21 protein-coding genes, 3 tRNA genes and 1 rRNA gene are annotated in these 18,663 nt (G+C 33.0%); 13 read left to right on the forward strand and 12 right to left on the reverse strand.

Annotated features, from left to right (window positions below):
* Nucleotides 1–29 precede the first annotated feature (29 nt).
* From ACW9W3_RS01350 to ACW9W3_RS01360, 3 genes are read left to right on the forward strand one after another with little or no spacing between them, the layout of a single operon-like run.
* Nucleotides 30–299 carry a UPF0147 family protein gene (locus tag ACW9W3_RS01350; RefSeq protein WP_457764378.1) on the forward strand — a complete coding sequence of 90 codons (270 nt, stop codon included), beginning with the start codon at nt 30–32 and terminating at the stop codon, nt 297–299.
* A 25-nt stretch (nt 300–324) separates the two neighbouring features.
* Complete coding sequence (locus ACW9W3_RS01355) at nt 325–1,086, forward strand: SAM-dependent methyltransferase (protein ID WP_457764379.1); 762 nt, start codon at nt 325–327, stop codon at nt 1,084–1,086.
* A gap of 41 nt (nt 1,087–1,127) precedes the next feature.
* Complete coding sequence (locus ACW9W3_RS01360; RefSeq protein ID WP_457764380.1) at nt 1,128–1,475, forward strand: hypothetical protein; 348 nt, start codon at nt 1,128–1,130, stop codon at nt 1,473–1,475.
* A 10-nt stretch (nt 1,476–1,485) separates the two neighbouring features.
* Here the strand turns inward: ACW9W3_RS01360 and ACW9W3_RS01365 are convergent.
* Nucleotides 1,486–1,557: transfer RNA gene (locus ACW9W3_RS01365), tRNA-His, on the reverse strand.
* Between the two features lie 267 nt (nt 1,558–1,824).
* Here ACW9W3_RS01365 and ACW9W3_RS01370 point away from each other — a divergent pair.
* Together ACW9W3_RS01370 and ACW9W3_RS01375 are read left to right on the forward strand one after the other, a co-directional pair.
* On the forward strand, nt 1,825–2,850 hold the full coding sequence (locus ACW9W3_RS01370; RefSeq protein WP_457764381.1) for a magnesium transporter CorA family protein: 1,026 nt from the start codon (nt 1,825–1,827) through the stop codon (nt 2,848–2,850).
* Nucleotides 2,851–2,987: 137 nt separating this feature from the next.
* Entirely contained in the window at nt 2,988–3,260 is a 273-nt protein-coding gene (locus ACW9W3_RS01375; protein WP_457764382.1) for a hypothetical protein, read from the forward strand.
* Nucleotides 3,261–3,303: 43 nt separating this feature from the next.
* Here ACW9W3_RS01375 and fsa read toward each other — a convergent pair whose 3' ends face one another.
* The 3 genes from fsa to ACW9W3_RS01390 are packed head-to-tail and all read right to left on the reverse strand — an operon-like array spanning nt 3,304 to nt 6,604.
* Nucleotides 3,304–3,969: a fructose-6-phosphate aldolase gene (gene fsa, locus ACW9W3_RS01380; RefSeq protein ID WP_457764383.1), complete on the reverse strand. Its 666-nt coding sequence runs from the start codon at nt 3,967–3,969 to the stop codon at nt 3,304–3,306.
* A complete protein-coding gene (locus ACW9W3_RS01385) occupies nt 3,966–4,940 on the reverse strand; it encodes a transketolase family protein (RefSeq protein ID WP_457764384.1) in 975 nt (324 codons plus the stop codon). The genes fsa and ACW9W3_RS01385 overlap by 4 nt, the downstream gene beginning before the upstream one ends.
* Entirely contained in the window at nt 4,937–6,604 is a 1,668-nt protein-coding gene (locus tag ACW9W3_RS01390) for a ribulose-phosphate 3-epimerase (protein WP_457764385.1), read from the reverse strand. Before ACW9W3_RS01390 ends, ACW9W3_RS01385 begins: the two co-directional genes overlap by 4 nt.
* Nucleotides 6,605–6,680: 76 nt before the next feature.
* Between ACW9W3_RS01390 and ACW9W3_RS01395 the strand changes: the two genes are divergently transcribed.
* Together ACW9W3_RS01395 and ACW9W3_RS01400 are read left to right on the forward strand one after the other, a co-directional pair.
* A complete protein-coding gene (locus tag ACW9W3_RS01395) occupies nt 6,681–7,058 on the forward strand; it encodes a hypothetical protein (protein WP_457764386.1) in 378 nt (125 codons plus the stop codon).
* A gap of 12 nt (nt 7,059–7,070) precedes the next feature.
* The gene (locus tag ACW9W3_RS01400) at nt 7,071–8,567 is read left to right on the forward strand and encodes a leucyl aminopeptidase (protein ID WP_457764387.1); all 1,497 of its coding nucleotides are present in this window, start codon (nt 7,071–7,073) and stop codon (nt 8,565–8,567) included.
* A 2-nt stretch (nt 8,568–8,569) separates the two neighbouring features.
* Here the strand turns inward: ACW9W3_RS01400 and ACW9W3_RS01405 are convergent, their stop codons facing one another.
* Nucleotides 8,570–8,698, reverse strand: a complete 129-nt coding sequence (locus ACW9W3_RS01405) for a hypothetical protein (protein ID WP_457764388.1) — start codon at nt 8,696–8,698, stop codon at nt 8,570–8,572.
* Nucleotides 8,699–8,752: 54 nt separating this feature from the next.
* Nucleotides 8,753–8,872, reverse strand: a 5S ribosomal RNA gene (gene rrf / locus ACW9W3_RS01410).
* A gap of 93 nt (nt 8,873–8,965) precedes the next feature.
* Between rrf and ACW9W3_RS01415 the strand changes: the two genes are divergently transcribed.
* The gene (locus ACW9W3_RS01415) at nt 8,966–10,753 is read left to right on the forward strand and encodes a ribosome biogenesis/translation initiation ATPase RLI (protein WP_457764389.1); all 1,788 of its coding nucleotides are present in this window, start codon (nt 8,966–8,968) and stop codon (nt 10,751–10,753) included.
* A gap of 5 nt (nt 10,754–10,758) precedes the next feature.
* A complete protein-coding gene (locus ACW9W3_RS01420) occupies nt 10,759–11,586 on the forward strand; it encodes a class I SAM-dependent methyltransferase (protein WP_457764424.1) in 828 nt (275 codons plus the stop codon).
* Here the strand turns inward: ACW9W3_RS01420 and ACW9W3_RS01425 are convergent, their stop codons facing one another.
* The gene (locus ACW9W3_RS01425) at nt 11,587–11,805 is read right to left on the reverse strand and encodes a transcriptional regulator (RefSeq protein ID WP_457764390.1); all 219 of its coding nucleotides are present in this window, start codon (nt 11,803–11,805) and stop codon (nt 11,587–11,589) included.
* A 37-nt stretch (nt 11,806–11,842) separates the two neighbouring features.
* Nucleotides 11,843–12,340, reverse strand: a complete 498-nt coding sequence (rimI, locus tag ACW9W3_RS01430; RefSeq protein WP_457764391.1) for a ribosomal protein S18-alanine N-acetyltransferase — start codon at nt 12,338–12,340, stop codon at nt 11,843–11,845.
* A gap of 74 nt (nt 12,341–12,414) precedes the next feature.
* Here rimI and ACW9W3_RS01435 point away from each other — a divergent pair, with 74 nt between their 5' ends.
* Nucleotides 12,415–13,521, forward strand: a complete 1,107-nt coding sequence (locus ACW9W3_RS01435) for a site-2 protease family protein (protein WP_457764392.1) — start codon at nt 12,415–12,417, stop codon at nt 13,519–13,521.
* On the opposite strand, the gene ACW9W3_RS01440 is transcribed toward ACW9W3_RS01435, so the two are convergent.
* On the reverse strand, nt 13,513–14,595 hold the full coding sequence (locus tag ACW9W3_RS01440; RefSeq protein ID WP_457764393.1) for a transcriptional regulator: 1,083 nt from the start codon (nt 14,593–14,595) through the stop codon (nt 13,513–13,515). The genes ACW9W3_RS01435 and ACW9W3_RS01440 overlap by 9 nt on opposite strands.
* A gap of 50 nt (nt 14,596–14,645) precedes the next feature.
* Here ACW9W3_RS01440 and pyrE point away from each other — a divergent pair, with 50 nt between their 5' ends.
* Nucleotides 14,646–15,251 (forward strand): orotate phosphoribosyltransferase, encoded by a 606-nt coding sequence (gene pyrE, locus ACW9W3_RS01445; protein ID WP_457764394.1) that lies wholly within the window; start codon nt 14,646–14,648, stop codon nt 15,249–15,251.
* Nucleotides 15,252–15,363: 112 nt separating this feature from the next.
* Here pyrE and ACW9W3_RS01450 read toward each other — a convergent pair.
* Nucleotides 15,364–15,437, reverse strand: a tRNA-Ile gene (locus tag ACW9W3_RS01450).
* Between the two features lie 41 nt (nt 15,438–15,478).
* Complete coding sequence (locus tag ACW9W3_RS01455) at nt 15,479–16,111, reverse strand: TenA family transcriptional regulator (protein ID WP_457764395.1); 633 nt, start codon at nt 16,109–16,111, stop codon at nt 15,479–15,481.
* Between the two features lie 80 nt (nt 16,112–16,191).
* Between ACW9W3_RS01455 and ACW9W3_RS01460 the strand changes: the two genes are divergently transcribed.
* Nucleotides 16,192–16,285: transfer RNA gene (locus ACW9W3_RS01460), tRNA-Glu, on the forward strand.
* 14 nt (nt 16,286–16,299) lie between these two features.
* A complete protein-coding gene (locus ACW9W3_RS01465; protein WP_457764396.1) occupies nt 16,300–17,178 on the forward strand; it encodes a polyprenyl synthetase family protein in 879 nt (292 codons plus the stop codon).
* Here the strand turns inward: ACW9W3_RS01465 and ACW9W3_RS01470 are convergent.
* A complete protein-coding gene (locus tag ACW9W3_RS01470; RefSeq protein WP_457764397.1) occupies nt 17,168–18,652 on the reverse strand; it encodes an NADH-quinone oxidoreductase subunit N in 1,485 nt (494 codons plus the stop codon). The two genes, ACW9W3_RS01465 and ACW9W3_RS01470, sit on opposite strands and share 11 nt — an antisense overlap.
* Between the last annotated feature and the right edge of the window lie 11 nt (nt 18,653–18,663).

Genomic DNA, 18,663 nt, shown 5'->3' on the forward strand with positions numbered 1-18,663 from the left:
ACCTCTAATTTTTAATAAAATGTAATAATATGGCTGATAACGCTCAAAACAAAGAATCTATGAAGGAAGCAATCGAAACACTGAATCAGATTGCTGCTAGTAATTCAACGCCAAAAACAATCAAAAAATCAATTACCGATTTAATTTCTGACTTGAATAATGAAGAATTTTCATTATCAGTAAGAGCTGCAAATACGATTAGTCTTCTAGATGATGTTACACAAGATCCCAATATGCCATCATATGTTAGAACACAATTATGGCAAGCAGTTTCAAAGTTAGAAAGTATAAGAGAATAAATTCTCGTTTACATTACACTAAATATTGAAAATTGAAGAATATCTAAAAACACTTCCTGAAAACTTACTAAGTGGTGAAGATGTTCAGCTTCCAGAGAAATCATTTAGAGAGATTTTCAAATTTGTAGATTTAGGGGAAAATGATATTTTTTATCATTTAGGTTGTGGAGATGAAAAAGGAATTGAGATTGCAATTAATGAATTCAAAGTTAAAAAAGCAGTTGGGATAGATAACAATTCTGAAAAAATTCAAAAAGCAAAAAACAATATAAAAGCAAGAAATATTCTAGGACAATTCATTTGTAGTAATGTGGAAGATTCAGACATTTCAGAAGCGTCAGTTATTTTATTTTGGTTTACAGAAGAGAGAATCATTAATAACATGATGAAAAAATTTAAGTTTCTTAAACCAAAAACGAAAATAATTACAATTTGGGGACCTCTTCCAGATTGCATTCCAAATGAAGTAAATTTCCCTTACATTATCAATAAAACACCATTTAGAAAAGCTCAAAATCTGCAAGAGCAATTATTATCAATTTTTGGTGTAAAGTGTGTAGATTTTGTTACTGCGTGGGAATTTGCTGAACGATACACAAAATCTATTGGTACGCCTGAAATTCAAAATGATCGATTTTTGACAATAATTCAAACTTTGATGATTTGGATAAACGCAAAAAAGTTGGGAGTTGCATGTGGTGAAGGAATTCCAGAATCTATTCAAACTTACATAAAATTAATGAAAATGAATTTTGATATTGATTTTGAACATCTATTAAATGAATAATTCATGTAATCCTTTTATTTTGTTTTGAAATTAACAAAGTGTTGGAAGGTAAAATAAACATCAACGTTTCTGCAGTTGATTATGATAAAACTAGTAAAGCGCTGACTCATCAATTATCACTATTAGAAGAAATGGTTCATGGTGAGGAGGATTTTGTCATGACAGATTCAGAATTTGCCTTTGGATGGCATTTTTTTGTACTTAGTGTGAATAGATCACTTGTGCAAAAGTTGGCAGAGATGATGGGATCTGATTTTGAACGATTAAAAGGAAAAGGAATGGAAAAAAAGTTCCTTACTTGGTTAACAAAGAATCTAGAGAGTAAATCACCCAGATTCAAAATTGCCATCAAAGAAGAGATGGAATCTAGTAAATTTGGAATATTCTAAAAGTATGATGGGCCCTCGAGGGGAATCGAACTCCTGTCCGAGGATCCACAATCCTCTATACTAACCACTGTACTACGAAGGCCACAAGGAAGAAACTTTGTTTATCCTGTAATAATCTTTTAGCTGGTAATTAGACTGTAGATTTATTATTGACTAGGTAAAATTTGTAATATGAGATTATGGTGGGTAGCAATGGCAATTGCAATTGGATTAACATGGGTTGGAATGAACTATTTACTTCCATTCAAGTAGGCTCAATTTCAAAACATTTCTAATTTTCAAGCATCCAAACTTTTCAACATAATAAAGCCGATCGCTTTAAATTTGTTGTATCAGGGTATTTTTCAACTTGAAAAAAGGATTCATCACCAAAAAATTGCGTACAGGAAAGAGATCCCAAGAAGAAGATGCCAATACAAGTAAAATGGAGAAAATCCAAGGAGGAAAATTTACTTGGCTGGATCTTCAAAACCCAGACAGAGGACTCATGGAGCAAATTGCAAAAGATTACAATCTTAATACACTTAATCTAGAAGACTGTCTAACCAAATTTGAACTTCCAAAACTAGACAGTTATGATAATCATTTCTTTGTAATTTTACATTTTCCACCACTTTCACAAAAAGTAGGAATATCCAAAAATAGTCAATTGTCTATTTTTGTCGGTAAAGATTTTCTAATTACTATACATCAAGGAGATCTAAACCCATTAGTTGAATTGGTGGAATTGTGTATTAATGATTTAGATCTAGAAAGAAAGAAAAGACTATTAGGAAAATCTCCAGGGCATTTACTACATGAAATAATAGATGTGTTAGTTGATGATCTTTTGCATACATCTAGAAAAATTATTGCAAATCTAGATGAGATGGAAGATAGAGTATTTGATGAAAGGAAATCTGTTGCAAGAAGCATTTCATTATTAAGAAGGGAAATTAATCGATTGAGAAGAATTGCAAATCCATTAAAGAAATTTGTATTAGAAATAGCAAAGAATATCGACAGATACTCAGATAAGGGACTCGAAGAACTTACATTGTATTTTGATGATGTAATTGATCACATAGACAAGGTGATTGAAACATTAGAAGAATCAAGAGAAACAATGGAAATTTACAAAGATACAGACTTTGTTTTAAGTACTGAAAAAACAAACAAAGTTTTAGGAGTATTAACAATTATCTTCACATTAGCAATCCCAGCAACTGTTATTGGTACATTTTATGGAATGAATGTTAACCTTCCAGGTGGAATTGGAGAAGATTTGATGTTTCTTGGTCCATTTACATCGTTCATTATAATAATACTAGCATCATCAATTCCAGCAATTCTGATGTTTGCATATTTTAGAAAATTAGGCTGGATAAGTAGCTAAAAAAATTATTAAAGAATTTTACATTTAGAGTTACTTTGTTCTTAGTCTAAAATGGATTAAAAATATCAATCATTTTAAAAATACCATAGATCTAAAAAAAGAAGCTTAGATAAATATGAGATATTTTAAAGTAAATTATGGGGAAAATTAGAATACGAACCGGTAGAGGCACAGGAACCATTGAAGTTGACGATGATCCTACTAAATGGTCAGGAGATCAATATAGAAAAATCCAAGAGGCTAGGAAGAAAGCAGCATCAAACAGAATGGTTCATACCGGAAGAGGAACAGGTTCAAGAAAATTAGGCGATATGCCTGAACCAAAAGCAAGGCCTTCTACTGAAGGAATGACTAGAAGTACAGGTAGAGGAACTAGTTCAAGAAAGAGTACAAACAAAGGTTCAGGATAGAAAATCCTCAATTTTCATTTTTAATATTTTTTGATATAGTTATTTAGATATTCATATCAGGGTTTCCAGCTTTGAGTTTTTCCCAATCTGCAAGAAAATTATCCAAGCCAATTTTTGTTAAAGGGTGTTGCAACATCTTATCAAGTACAGCTGGGGGTAAAGTAACTACATCTGCTCCAATTTTTGCAGCATCTACCACATGCACTGGATGTCGAACACTTGCAACTAAGATTTGAGTTTCAAAGTTATAATTGGAAAAAATTTCTTTAATTTCTTTAATGAGATGCATACCATTCTGACCCACATCATCTAATCTTCCAATAAATGGACTGACATATTTTGCACCAGATTTTGCAGCCAATAAAGCCTGATTGGCAGAAAAAATTAATGTAACATTTACAGGAATTTTTTCAGATGAAAGTGTTTTACAAGCTTTGAGTCCATCAGGAGTCATGGGAACTTTAACTACAACATTGTCTCCATATTCACGAAGTCGTTTACCTTCTTCAATCATTCCAGAATAATCAGTACTAACAACTTCTAGACTTACATCACCTTTGATAATTTTAGTAATTTCTTCCATTGCATCTTTTGGATTTCCGCCTTCCTTTGACATTAAAGAAGGATTAGTTGTGATTCCATCTAGCAAACCCATGTCATTAAATTTCTTAATTGATTCTAGATTAGCAGTGTCAAGAAAAATTTTCATAATTTTTTGCTCCTAATTTCTTTGACTTGTTTTGCTATATTAAAAGATGTTATTCCATGTTTTTCCAAGAGTAATGGGACCTCATTATCGCGGGCAGATTCCCCAAACATGTCTTGGGCACCAATTCTCTTTATTGGGACTGGGTATGATTCAGAAACAGATTCTGCAACTGCAGAACCCATTCCTGCAAAAATATTATGTTCTTCAGTAGTTACAATACAACCTGTTTCACGTGCAGATTTTTCCAAAAGTTCATTATCAATTGGTTTTATTGAAAACATATCTAAAACTCTACAGGAAATACCCTCCTGTTGTAATGAATCCGCTGCTTCTAAAGCCATACGTACTGTAATTCCACAAGCTGCAATAGTACAATCAGAACCATCTCTTAGTGTAATGCCTTTTCCAATTTGGAAATCTTGTGATTCTGAATGAATCAATGGAGTTTTAGATCTTGCCATCCTCATGTAAAATGGACCATATTCTTTTGCCATTAATAAAGTCAATTTAGAAACTGCAATAGTATCAGCTGGGATTAAAACTCTAAAATTTGGAATTACTCTCATAATTGCAATATCTTCTATCTGTTGATGGGAACCCCCATCAGGTCCAACAGATAGACCTCCATGCGATGAAACTAATTTTACATTTAGTCCCTTTTTACCAGGTGGTGATGGATATGCAACATTATTTCGAATTTGATCAACTGCCCTACCGGGTAAAAAAATAGCATATGTACTTGCAAAAGAAATCTTTCCAGAAGCTGCTAGTCCTGCAGAAATTGTAACTAAGTTTGCTTCAGCAATTCCAACATTGAAAAATCTATCAGGAAATTCCTTTCCAAAATCAGATGTTTTGAGAGAATCAGTTGTATCTGCACCTAAAACTACAACATTTGGATTTTCTTTTCCAAGCTGCACAAGTGCTTTTGAATATGCTGAACGCATGTCAGTCATTATAGGATCATTCAAAGATAACCTGTCTCCTGTGCAATTTTTTGGATTTGATCTTGTTTTTCTCCTACAATATGCAAACCAATCCATTTTTTCACTAAATCAACACCACCCAACTCATTTGCCTTATCAAGTAAAATTCGTCTTCTAGATTTTAGAATCTCTGATCTAAAATCCCTTATTGCCATTCGCACATCTTGTTGTCCAATAATTGCACCACCCCCAACAAATACACGAGCACCATCAGCAAAAATTGAACCAATATTTTCTAAATTTACCCCGCCATCAGCCTCAATGTAACCTGAGAAATTGTGTTCTTTGAGGATGGAATTTAATCTAGCCATCTTTGAATGTGTTTCTTCAATGTATTTCTGTCCAGATTTTCCAGGTACAACAGACATTACAATTAGTTGATCAAGTGAGGGTAAGAATTTGTGCGACCATTCAGGTAATTCAGTGTCAGGATTTATTGCAAATCCTACTCCAACTTGGTTTTGTTTTAGCAAATCATGAATTTCCCCAAAACTGGATTCATCAGTTACTTCTGCATGCACTGTTATTATATCACTACCGGCATCAATGTAATCCTGAACATGTTTTACGGGTTCGTTAATCATCAAATGGGAATCAAATGGGATTACAGTAAGAGGTCTTAATTCTTTGATTTTATTATGATCAAAAGTTTTGGTTGGCACAAATTCTCCATCCATTACATCAAGATGAATATAGTCCGCTCTACCTGAAACACATCTTTTAATTTCATTTTCTAAATTTGTCATATCTCCTGCAATAATTGATGGTGCAATCATGAATTGTGAATCCAATTCAGAATTAATTATAGGAACAACATCAGAGTCAGGAGCTTTACCATGCCATTGGGGATTATCCTCCATATGTTCAACAGATTTGCCCTTTATTGTTCTAGAAATAATCATTGTAGGTACACCTTTTGTTGCATTTGCTTTTTGTATTGCAGCACTAATTTGTTCAACTCTATGACCATCAATTTCAATCACATTCCAACCAAAAGATCTCCATTTATCACCAGTCTTCCAACGTGATGCATCTTTCCACATTTCAGAAAAATCATCTCCCTCTAATTTTTCATCAAGTGGCATTATTTTTTCAGTGTAAGAATCTTGTTGAATGAAATTTCTATCAAGAAAAGCAGTAAGATTATCAACTTTATATTTTGCAGCAGTCATTGCAGCTTCCCAAACTTGACCCTCATCAGATTCCCCATCACCAATAATCGTGTATACATGATGATTTTTAGAATCAATTTTTGCTGCAAGAGCAATTCCAATAGAGTAAGATAATCCAGTTCCTAATGAACCACCACAGAATTCTACACCAGGGCATTTTAGATCAGGGTGGCCCTGTAATTTACTGCCAAATTTTCTCAATGTTTCAAGTTCAGATTCAGGAAAATAGCCTGCAACTGCCATGTTTGAAAATAATCCAGGGGATGCATGACCTTTTGAAAGAACTAGACGATCTCGGTCTTCCCATTGAGGATTTTGAGGATCAAATTTCAAATATTTGTTAAATAAACATCCCATAATTTCTGCCATTGAAAAAGAACCTCCAGGATGTCCAGAACCAGCAGCATTAGTTCCTTTAATCACCAATTTTCTGGCTCTCAGAACATTTTTCTTTATTTGATAATAATTGAGTCCCATCTCGAACGTTATCTTTGCAAATTGAATAAAAATCTACTTCTGCAATATTTTAATTTGATCGGAATTATCTAATTACATGGAAATTAAAGAATATGTTCCAATAGTAGTTTTTGATAATCAATGTTACTTGTGTATGAAATTTGCAAAAGTAGTTAAATTTTTTGCTAGAGACAAAATTACAATCATAGGGCATTATTCAGATTTTGGAAAAAAGATTAGAGATGAGATTTTAGATGAGTCTGCTTTGGATATGTTTTGGTTTATTGATAAAAAAAGTGCATATGGTGGAAGAGCAGCATTGTTTCCATTATTAAAATCATTTTTTTCTAAAAAAACAAAAAAAATGATTTCAATTAAAATCGATGATATTTGTGAGCAAGACTGTAAAACAGTCAAAGCAGTTTTCATTAGATCAAGTAGTTTACTAACCAATAGCAAAAAAATTGATTTTTAGTAAATCTAAATAATGCTTCAAAAACTACCAAGTACAGTGAAAATAAAAACTGAAAGTTCTATAAAAAAGAAAACAGAACTTCTTTGTGGATTTGTCTTAGAAAATTCAAACAAAGTCCTAGGATTAACAAAAATTGATGTAAAAACAGCATCGTCAATCAATCAATCTCTAAAAGACATGGATGGAAAATTGGGAAAGTTAAGCATGATTCCAACGCCAAGTGACAATTATGCAAACAGAATTCTTCTTGCAGGATTAGGAAAAAAAGAAGATTTGACAAATGATACCATCAGACATGTTTCAGGTAAAATTGCACAAAAAGCACGAGAGTTAAAGTTGAAAGAATTTTCAATAATTTCTCCCCCTAGTTTTGTATGTGAACCAATTTCATCTATTTCGCAGATTGTTGAAGGCTCTAAAATGGCACTATACAAATTTGATAAATTCAAAGCAGAAAAAACAGAGAAAACACCAGATCTTACAATCATTGTTTCAAAATCTAACAACGTTTCAAAGGCTATCAGTATTTCTGAAATTGTTGCAGATGGTGCAATTTTTACTAAAAGTATAGCAAATTTACCTCCTAACGAATGTAATCCAACAACTTTAGCAAATTTTGCAAAAATCATTTCCAAAAAAAATAAAATGAAATGCAATATTATTTCTAAACTTGAATTAAAAAAGAAAGGATTTGGTGGGATTTCTGCAGTAGGACAAGGAAGTAAAAATGAACCTAAACTAATTGTTTTAGAACACAATAAGGGACGAAAAAATGAAAAACCCATTGTTATTGTTGGAAAAGCTGTGACATTTGATACAGGTGGAATTTCATTAAAACCAGGAGATAAAATGGATGAAATGAAATTTGACAAATGTGGTGGATGTACAGTATTAGGAATTATGAAGGCAGTTTCAGAATTAAAACTACCAATTAATGTTGTAGGAATTATTCCTTCAGTTGAAAATATGCCAGGTGGGGAATCCTATAGACCTGGAGACATCATAAAATTGTATGGTGGTAAAACGGCCGAAATTCTAAATACAGATGCAGAGGGCAGATTAATTTTATCTGATGCATTATCATTTGGAGAAAAACAATATGCACCAAAAGCAATAATTGATTTTGCAACTCTTACTGGTGCATGTATTGTCGCATTAGGAACTAATGTGGCAGCTATAATATCAAACAATGAAAAGTTAACAAATAAGATCAATGAGGCTTCAAAAAATACAAGTGAAGAAGTTTGGGAACTTCCACTTAATCAAAATTATATGGATATGATAAAATCAGATGTGGCAGATATGAAAAATGTAGGTATAGGTAGAGCTGCAGGAACTATTACAGCCGCAGCATTTTTGCGAAATGCGATTAATGATACACCATGGATACACTTTGATATTGCAGGGGTAGCATGGACTCAAACAGCTACTAAAGAAAAATCATACAATCCAAAAGGAGCAACAGGCTTTGGTGTAAGATTAATTTTAGATTATTTACAAAAATTATAAAATTAGTATCCTCTACTATTTCTATCAGGAGTTCCAACGTTTGGATTTCTCCAACCATGTTTGTCCATCATATGATTTAGTAATCTAATGTCATTATCACATAATTCTCCACAAACACTACAATTAGGCATTGAATTCATTTCAACCCAAGTGATTGGATATTAAAAGATTGAGCGTAAAGTAGAAAATGCCAGCACTGTTGCTTCCCAAAGGCTCTCGCATTTTAGTAGCACAACAGCGACGTCAGGTTTGACTTCCAAGTTCGGAATGGGATTGGGTCGCACCCTAACGCTATGGCCGGCTTGAAAATTAATGATGAATTCTCATCTATTAACCTAACGCCAGATTTCAAATACGCTCAAAATAGGTATAAAGCAAAGAAAATACGGGATTACAGCATGACTCACAGGGTAGCCGTTTTAGATCAAGACCTATGTCAACCACAAAAATGCGGTTTAGAGTGCATAAAATACTGCCCAGTAAACAAATCAGGGGCAGAATGTATTGTCATCAATGAAGAATCAAAGAAGGCCAAGATAGATGAAGACATCTGTAATGGGTGCGGAATTTGTGTCAAAGTATGTCCTTTTGATGCAATAACTATTGTAAATCTAGCAAGTGAGTTAGCTACAGATAAAATTCATCAGTATGGAGCAAATTCATTTAGATTATTCAAATTACCCACTCCAAAAAAAGGCGAAGTGGTAGGACTGCTAGGACGAAACGGTATGGGGAAAAGTACGGTAGTCAATATTCTATCAGGAAATTTAAAACCTAACCTTGGTAGATATGAAAATCCCCCAGAGTGGGATGAAATTTTAAAACATTATAGTGGAACTGAATTAAAACAGCATTTTGAAAAAATTGAGCAAAAACAAATTCGTGCATCAATAAAACCACAACAGGTTCATCACATCGCACAGGCATTTAATGGAACAGGAAAAGAATTGCTTGATAAATATGATGAAAGAGGAGTTTCAAGAGAATTAATCAAAGAATTAGGATTGCAAAATTCTATGGAACAGAATTTAAAGGAATTAAGTGGTGGAGAATTACAAAGAATTGCAGTAGCTGCTGCTGCATCAAAAGATGCAGAATTTTATTTCTTTGATGAACCATCATCATACAATGATGTTTTTCAAAGAACGGGAGTAGCTCGAGTAATTCAGAATTTGGCAAAGATTGGAAAGAGTGTAATGGTTGTAGAACATGATCTTACATTGCTTGATTTTCTTAGTGACTATATCGAAGTTCTATACGGCGAACCTGGAGCATATGGAATTGTTTCAACCATACTCTCTACAAAAATTGGAATCAATGTATTTCTTGATGGTTATTTACCAAATGAGAATGTAAGATTTAGAGACAAGAAATTTTCTTTTGATGTATCATCATCTACTACAGATATTTTTGAAGAAGGGAGTACAATAGTCACATATCCAAAATTAGTAAAAAAATATCCAACATTTTCAGTAACAATTGAAGCAGGAGAAGTTAGAAAAGGTGAAGTTTTAGGCATAATGGGAGCCAATGCTCTTGGAAAAACAACTATGATGAAGATGATTGCAGGAGTTGAAAATCCAGACTCTGGAAGTATTAATAAAAAAATCAAGATTGCATACAAGCCACAATATCTTCAAAACGATATTGATGTGGAAGTAATATCAGTATTAGATAAAGCAAATGGCAACCCAGTAGAAGGAAGTATGGAGGAAGAGCAAATACTTGAACCATTAAAAATTAAAAAACTTTACAATAAATCTATCAAGAATCTTTCTGGAGGAGAATTACAAAAAGTTGCAGTCGCATCATGTTTATTACAAAAAGTAGATTTGTATGCATTAGATGAACCATCTGCATTTTTAGATGTTGAAGATAGAATTGCTGTTGCAAAATTTATTCAAAAATTTGTACGATCTTTTGGAAAATCAGCAATAATAATTGATCATGATTTACAGTTGATGGATTTGATTTCAGATTCTATAGTAATTTTTGAGGGGGAGTCAGGAGTTGCAGGAACAGCTACTACTCCAATGCGAAAGGCTGAAGCAATGAATAGATTTCTAAAATCGCTTGATATGTCATTTAGAAGAGATGAAAGAAGCCTCAGACCTCGTGTGAACAAATTAGAGAGTAGATTAGACAAGGATCAAAAATCATCTGGTAATTTCTATTACAAGCATTGACTCGAATGCTGAAAAAATCACTTGCTAGTGTTCTTTCTGAAAAAGAAAGTGAAGATTTAATCTCCGCATTTGATCAAATTGGAGATATAATTATTGTAAGAATTCCAGATACTCTATTATCTAAGAAGAAAATCATCGGAGAAACTTTGCTAAATGAAGTAAAAATTGTCCGAAGTGTGTATTATCAAGCATCAGATGTTGAGGGAGATTTTCGTACTAGAAATCTAGAGATAATAGCAGGAGAAGACAATACCGAAACGGAATACAAAGAATTTGGATGTAAATTTATTGTTGATGTAGAAAAAGCGTTTTTTTCTCCCAGACTTTCAACAGAAAGAGAGAGAATTGCAAATTTGATTCAGGAAGGGGAAATTGTGACTAACATGTTTGCTGGAGTTGGGATGTTTTCTATAATGGCTGCAAAAAAGAAAAAATGCACAGTATATAGTTTAGATATAAATCCAGTTGCCTCAAAACTCTGTGAAAAAAATATAGAGTTAAACAAACTAGCAGGAAAAATAATATCAATTAATGGAGATGCAACAAATATCATAAAAGATCAACTAGAGAATAAATCAGATAGAACCCTGATGTTGTTACCAGAAAGATCTGATGAATTTTTAGAATCTGCAATTAGTACAACTAAAAGTGAAGGAGTAATACATTACTACTCACATATTCACGCAGATAAAAAATCCGATGCTGGAATATTATCAGAAGAACATTATCTTCAAGTTACACCAGTTAAATCTGAAATTCTAAATTCAAAAATTGTTAGAGCAGTAGGTCCTAGATATTATCAAACAGTAGTTGACGTTAAAATTTTCAAATAATTAATCTTCAGAAGTAATTGATGCAGGTGATGGTTTGGTTGTTGCCATTACATATCCAATCCATGCAATGACTCCAAGAATTCCTCCAGCTATCATTAAAACAGATAATTGTAATACAATTGGACTCCATTCAGAGAGCATTAACAAATATGCATAAAGAAAAAATCCACCAATACAAAGTACAAAAATTGTAATACCCATACCTTTACGCTTATCCATGGCGAAGAATTTTTTGAGAGTTATTTATTGGTTTGAACTAATCTAATTCAATTGCCATAAGATATGCATCTTCACCATCTCGATAATACGCGTTCAATTGTTGTCTAATTACAAATCCTAGTTTTTCATAGAGTCTAACAGCTTCATTATTACTACATCTAACTTCTAAATAAAATTCATCACACTTTCGTAATTTTACACCATTGACGGATTCTTCTACAAGTGCATTTCCAATTCCTCTTTTTCGATATTCATTAAGAACGGCAATGGAAACCACATGACCTTTTTTAACAAAACCTAATTTTTTAAAATTGGAAAAACCATATTCAGTTTTACACATAATATATCCCACATGTTTTCCTCCAATTTCTGCAACAATGAATGCCTCTGGAAGTTCAGCAAGTAGGCTTTCATAGAAATAATCAGAATAATGTTCAGGAAGTGTTTTCAAATTTATTTCCATCACAGAAATAAGATCGCTGGGTTCAGCTCGTCTAATATTACAATCACCTAATTGTCTAAGAATTACTTGCATACTTTAGATTGAAAGTATCAATATTTATTTTTAAACCAAAAGACCATTTAATGGAAAGGTTTCGCATTTAATATATGGAAGACGCCTCACAAGAAGAGATCATTTCATTAGTCAAATCCATATTCGAGGTTAGTGATTTTGCAAAAACTGAATTTTCTTTAGAATTTAGAATAGAAGACAATGATTTCAAATTAAAGTTTGAGGATTTAGCTAGAAAATTGGAAAATATGAGTTATGTAGGAAAATTGGAAGAGATGAATGATGGCAAATATGTAATCGTTCAGAAATTTTCACCAAAAAAACAACGAAAATGGATGAGTTCTTCATGGACTCCCAGAATATTATTTGCAATAGTAATTTCATTTGTAATGATTGATGGTTACTATAGAACATCAGGTACTAATTCCATTATAGAAATTGGTGACCCGCTAGAAATGGCAGGAGTATACACATTATCGTTAGTAGGAATTTTAGGAATTCATGAACTTGGACATATTATTGCTGCAAAAATACACGGACTAAAAACAACTTGGCCATACTTTATTCCAGGATTACCAGTAATTGGAATTCCAACTTTTGGTGCGTTTATTCAATCAAAAGGATTAACAATTAACCGTGAAATTTTGTTTGATGTTGCTATTGCAGGCCCCATTGCAGGATTAGTAATTGCAGTGATAGTTTCAATTTATGGAGCATATACTGCACCAATATTAGAACAAGATATCGCAGCAGGATTATTTGCCGAATCCAAATTAATAGAATGGAATCAGGGTGAGCCATTACTTATGACTGCTAGTTTGGCACTGTTTGGAAAAGGCGGAGCAGGACATGAGGTAATCATGACACCAGTTATGTTTGCAGCATGGATAGGATTTTTGATTACATTTTTGAATTTACTTCCAGCATGGCAATTAGATGGAGGACACATGGCAAGAACATTACTTGGTCCAAAACTACACAGATATGCTACTTATGGAAGTATGGCAATTCTTGTTTTACTAAATTATTGGTTAATGGCTTTGCTGATTCTCTTTATGAGTTCAAGAAACCCAGGAGCAACTCCACTTGATGATATTTCTCCACTTTCTAGAAATAGAAAACTTGCATATATTGGAATTATAGGATTAGCGATTTTGTGTGCACCATTACCATCAGATTTCCTACCATATCTTTTACCTTAGTAAAAGTCTAGCACCATCCAAAACGACTGAAACCTTTTGTCTTACTCCTTGTGTTTTTAAAATATAATCCATAGAATATTTTATTCCAGGTAGTGATATGATGTTTAGTTTCTTGGCATAAAATTCAGGCAAAATTGAAACCAGTCCAATCTGAAAATTCTTTTGTATTTCAGAGAGAAATAACAGATCTTCCATACCACCAATGTATTTGGTAGGATTTCTTAGTTGCTCCAAAGTCAATCGGTCTTCAACATATTGTTGAATTGCATCAGATCCCAATCCACCTTTGCATTCAGCTACTAAAATTGCTAGACCGTCTTTTTTTATTGCATTAGAGCAATTCCAAAGAGACGACAGTGATTTTCCTAAATCAAAATTACTTGCATCCTTACCTGTACTAATCACCATGGTTTTATGCTCACCAGTTTCTTTGATAGAGTTAGATTCCAAAGTTTTTGTAGTAGAGATTGTTTCAGATGGATGACCTATTGAAAAATCAAGAATGCCTTGAGAATTTGCAACTATTTCAATGCCCTGAATTTCAAAATTATCAGTGAATTTTTTTGCTTCAACTAAACTTTCAGGATGTTGTCCTGGTACAGGTAAATTTCCTTGTCTTTTTGCATATGCAGAAAGCATTGAATCTAAACCAAATTTTTTGATTAAACGTGTTGAAATAGTCTCATAACCAAACAATCCATCAAATTCCATCTCACCCATAAATACAAGATTTGAATTAGAAATATCAATATCATCAAATTCATTAATTGAACTTCCTTCAGGAAGTCCTGCTTTGACTAAATTCAGTATTTTTTTCTCAGCAAAAATTTTGGGAAAAGGTTTTGATTTTTGCTCACACAAAGTAAACAGAGAAGAGATAATTTTTTGGATAGATTTTGAATTATGTAAAATTACTAGTTCCATGGGTTTTGACAAATCAAGAGAATTGAGTTTTTCATTGATCGCTGAATCATCCAAAATTTTTCCATCAGAATCAATTTTTTGCTCTAAATTTTCTGCTCTTATATCTAAAACTACGTCTGTAACACCATAATTTAACCAGATTTCAGGCATAATTCATTGATAATACAAACCAAAATAAATCCAGTGTAGTTAACTTTGGTATGGAATTTGTAAAAGAGTTTGCAACCTTTTTGCATGAAAAAGGCATAATAAAATTTGGAGAATTTACTCTTGCAAGTGGGAAAAAGAGTTCATACTATGTAGATTTAAGACTAGTTCCAAGCTATCCACATGAATTTAGAAAAATGGTGAAATATCTTGAAAATGAGATAGCTCATAATATTGGATTAACTAATTTTGATTCTATTGTTTCTGTTCCAACTGGTGGCTTGGTGATTGCCTCAGCATTAGCAATAGAAACTGTAAAACCTCTAATCTATGTGAGAAACAAACCAAAAGATTATGGCACTTCTAAATCTGTGGAAGGAAAAATTCATGATGGAATGACAGTAGTTATGATTGATGATGTTGCAACTACTGGAGGTTCAGTAGTAAATGCAATAAAATCATTAAAAGAAGTTAACATTTCAGTTAAAGACGCATATGTAATTGTCAATAGAATGGAAGGTGCAGATGAAGCATTATCTGCATTAGGTGTCAATATGCATTCAATTCTAGATATTTTGCAAATTACAGAAGCACTATATGAACAAAATTTAGTAGATGAAAATGTACTAGAAAAAGTGAAAAAGCAAATTAGCAAATGAATATTGGCAGCTCAGACAAATGCCTTCCAATCACCATTCAGATATAACTCTGATTCTTCATTGCGGCCAATGAATTTTGGATTGGCTCATTTTAAAACTAATTGAAAAGATATGGGCCCGAAGGGCTTCGATCCCTTGGCTCACCGGTTATGAGCCGGTTACTCTACCAAGCTGAGTTACGGGCCCTAAGCAGATGAATCTAGTCTTAGGTTTAAAATGTTATGAGATTAACAGTATTCTTCATAGCAACTATCAAGTAACAAGTTTTGTGCAGAAATTGATTTGTCTGCAATTTCAATCAAGTTATTTGTGTCAGATGAAGATTTTTCCAAGATATTTCTCCATGATGCAGTATGGCGAATATCAGCTTCTGTATGGAGTCTAAAGTATTCTGTAGCCTCATGACTTGTCAATCCATAAAATTCAGACAATCCATCAAGTTTTGTTTGACTAATTTTTGGAATTTCTTTTTCAAAAGCATACATTGCACATGCACCACCTTCAAAGGTATCCATTAATGTATTAAGATCAGACACTGCTTTCTTAGTTTTAGATGTTCCAGAATACGGAATTAATTCATCTTGAGAAATACCGAGTTCTCCTGCAAAGTCAATCCAGGGCTGGATATGATCAGATTCTTCCTGTTGATTTTCAATTAACTCATCAACAACTGCTTCTGGTGCTTTTTCAATAATTGGAGTCATAAAATTTGGGACAGCTTTTACAAGTTGGAAATATTCTTTTGAATAACCTGCCAAAGATTCTTGGGTTAACTTCCCATCAGACCACATTTGGTAAAATGGGTGTTTTAGTAAACTTCTTTCTTCAATCATTTCATCAATTTTTTTAATTATACTCATGATTCAACTCCTAAATTGCCAATAAAAAAATCTTTGTTGTTTACAAAAGATTTTATGGTCAAAACACAGAATTTTCATGGGTTCCAGTGGTGTAGACCGGTCAAGCATACTGCCCTTTCAAGGCAGTGATCCCGGGTTCAAAATCAATCGATGAAAATCCCGGCTGGAGCACCAAGATTTATTTACTAATGACAAAGTTTTTTGATCAGGCAATTTTGGACAGGAAAAATATTGAAATCAATCCATTACTTGAAACCTATGGAAAGTATATTGAAAAAATTGATGAAGCATTAAAAAACGAACTGTCTCTTTATTCAGAATCTGAATTCATTGAGCCATTAAAATATTCATTAGATGGTGGAAAACGAATTAGGCCAATAATTTTGACATTAGCAGCTGAAAGTGTAGGAAAGGTTGATGAAAATACATTATCAGCTGCGTGTGCTGTTGAATTTTTACATATGGAATCAATCATTCATGACGATATTATTGATAATGAAACAATGAGAAGGCAAAAAGATCCATTTCATATCAAATATGGTTATAACACTAGTGTTCTTACAGGAGACTTTGTTTTAGGGTTAATTCTTGCCATATCTTCAAGATTAGATAATGCTAGAATTACAAAAGATTTAGCCACAACTGCAATGTTGATGAGTGAAGGAGAAATGATTGAAAATAGGTTAGAAACAAGTGAGGATGTTACTTTTGATGATTATCTCAAAGTAATCGAATACAAAACTGCAACTGCATTTGAGGTTGCAGCAAGAATTGGTGCAATTATTGCAAATGGTTCTGAAGAAGAAATTGAAGCATTAACAGAATATGGAAAAAATATAGGTATTGCATATCAAATTAGAGATGATTTGTTGGATTGGAAAAATGAAGACAAATTATTTAATCTATTAATTAAGAAAAGTTCTGATCCAAGAGATGTTTTTAATAAAATGGAAGAGTTGTTAAAAGAATATTCTGAAAAAGCAAGAGTTGGTTTAAGAAAAATTCCAGATAATGACGCAAAAATAAATTTAGATAATTTAATAAAATTTACTTCATTTAAGGCATAAGACCTAAACTAATTACAGGTGTTGCAAACTCTACAAATTTAATTAATGGATCTGGGTATACACCAAATCCTACCAAGAAGATTGTAGAGAAGATCATAACTGCCATTATAGATTTTGGTTCTGCAACTCTTTTTTCTGTTTCACCTTCAAAGTACATTTTTCGTGTAATCCACCCATAGTAAGCAAGTGATAATGCACTGTTTAGAACTCCTGCAATTGCAAGCCATGGTGCCCACCATAAAGTAGAACTTGCATCTAATGCACTGCCAAACAACATGAGTTTACTCCAGAATCCTGAAAGTGGAGGAATTCCAGCTAATGCAAACAATGCAATTACCAACCCTAGAGCAGTAATTGGCATCCTTCTTCCAAGTCCTTTGAGTTTATCAATATTAGTTACAGCAAGAGTTGTTACAATTCCCGCAATTGCAATAAAAGCTGCTCCTTTCATTACAGCATGATTCATAATTTGATACAATGAGCCTTGTAATCCAAGTGAGCTATGTGGTGCAACTGCAAGTCCAATCAAAATGTATCCTGCATGTGCAATACTAGAATATGCTAACATTCTTGAGAGATTCTTTTGCATTATTGCAGCAACGTTTCCAACAGTCATTGTCATCACAGCAATAATACCAAGAGCTAATGTCCAATCAAGATTTAGAACTACCATTCCCAGAATTACAATTCTAATTGTTGCTGCAAATCCAGCTTTCTTTGTTGCTGCCGCAAGAAGTGCTGTGATTGGAGATGGTGCACCCTCATAAGTATCAGGAAGCCATTGATGAAAAGGTACAAGTCCCATCTTGAACCCAAATCCGGCAATAAACATACCAACAGAAAGTAATGCAAGAGGCAACATGGAAGGATCAAGTGTAGAGTAACCTTGAATCACTTCTCCAATATTTGTTGAACCAGTTAATCCATAAGAAAGTGAAATTCCGTAAACAATGATTGCCGATGATAATGCACCAAACAAGAAATATTTCAGAGCAGCCTCATTTGAGCTTGGATTCTTTTTCATAAATCCAACTAAAACATAGGTTGGAATACTCATAAGTTCCCATGCAACAAATAGCATTACCAAATCTGTAGAATATGCTACTAACACCATACCAATAGTTGCAAGTAAAATTAGAGAATAGTATACTGCAGGAGAATTATGTTTTCTCATGTAATTGAAAGAGCCAACTGTCGTGAACAATGCAACAATCAACATTGCAATTGCAAAGAATCCACCAAATGCATCATCAACTATAACATCTTCTGAGAAAAGAGCAGATGCAGAAACGTTTTCGTTAATAAATTGGTATCCAACATATCCCATGGATACAATTAATGCTGCAAATGCAATTACTGCATAAAATGAATTAGAGCCTCTTTCTTTTCTAGCAATGCTAATTATCGGAAGAAGTATGCCGACAGTACCCAATATTGCAATTAATACCAATGGGGTTGAAGTAATTTCTAACAAATCATCAATCT

This window comes from Candidatus Nitrosopumilus sp. bin_68KS (assembly GCF_054095825.1).

Bases quoted from the DNA above. Each gene is read 5' to 3' on its own strand.
- ACW9W3_RS01400 (WP_457764387.1), top strand. From the start codon at position 7,071: ATGCTTCAAAAACTACCAAGTACAGTGAAAATAAAAACTGAAAGTTCT.
- fsa (WP_457764383.1), bottom strand. From the start codon at position 3,969: ATGAAAATTTTTCTTGACACTGCTAATCTAGAATCAATTAAGAAATTT.
- ACW9W3_RS01415 (WP_457764389.1), top strand. From the start codon at position 8,966: ATGACTCACAGGGTAGCCGTTTTAGATCAAGACCTATGTCAACCACAA.
- ACW9W3_RS01395 (WP_457764386.1), top strand. From the start codon at position 6,681: ATGGAAATTAAAGAATATGTTCCAATAGTAGTTTTTGATAATCAATGT.
- ACW9W3_RS01425 (WP_457764390.1), bottom strand. From the start codon at position 11,805: ATGGATAAGCGTAAAGGTATGGGTATTACAATTTTTGTACTTTGTATT.
- rimI (WP_457764391.1), bottom strand. From the start codon at position 12,340: ATGCAAGTAATTCTTAGACAATTAGGTGATTGTAATATTAGACGAGCT.
- ACW9W3_RS01405 (WP_457764388.1), bottom strand. From the start codon at position 8,698: ATGCCTAATTGTAGTGTTTGTGGAGAATTATGTGATAATGACATTAGA.
- ACW9W3_RS01435 (WP_457764392.1), top strand. From the start codon at position 12,415: ATGGAAGACGCCTCACAAGAAGAGATCATTTCATTAGTCAAATCCATA.
- ACW9W3_RS01455 (WP_457764395.1), bottom strand. From the start codon at position 16,111: ATGAGTATAATTAAAAAAATTGATGAAATGATTGAAGAAAGAAGTTTA.
- ACW9W3_RS01375 (WP_457764382.1), top strand. From the start codon at position 2,988: ATGGGGAAAATTAGAATACGAACCGGTAGAGGCACAGGAACCATTGAA.
- pyrE (WP_457764394.1), top strand. From the start codon at position 14,646: ATGGAATTTGTAAAAGAGTTTGCAACCTTTTTGCATGAAAAAGGCATA.
- ACW9W3_RS01440 (WP_457764393.1), bottom strand. From the start codon at position 14,595: ATGCCTGAAATCTGGTTAAATTATGGTGTTACAGACGTAGTTTTAGAT.
- ACW9W3_RS01390 (WP_457764385.1), bottom strand. From the start codon at position 6,604: ATGGGACTCAATTATTATCAAATAAAGAAAAATGTTCTGAGAGCCAGA.
- ACW9W3_RS01350 (WP_457764378.1), top strand. From the start codon at position 30: ATGGCTGATAACGCTCAAAACAAAGAATCTATGAAGGAAGCAATCGAA.
- ACW9W3_RS01420 (WP_457764424.1), top strand. From the start codon at position 10,759: ATGCTGAAAAAATCACTTGCTAGTGTTCTTTCTGAAAAAGAAAGTGAA.
- ACW9W3_RS01465 (WP_457764396.1), top strand. From the start codon at position 16,300: ATGACAAAGTTTTTTGATCAGGCAATTTTGGACAGGAAAAATATTGAA.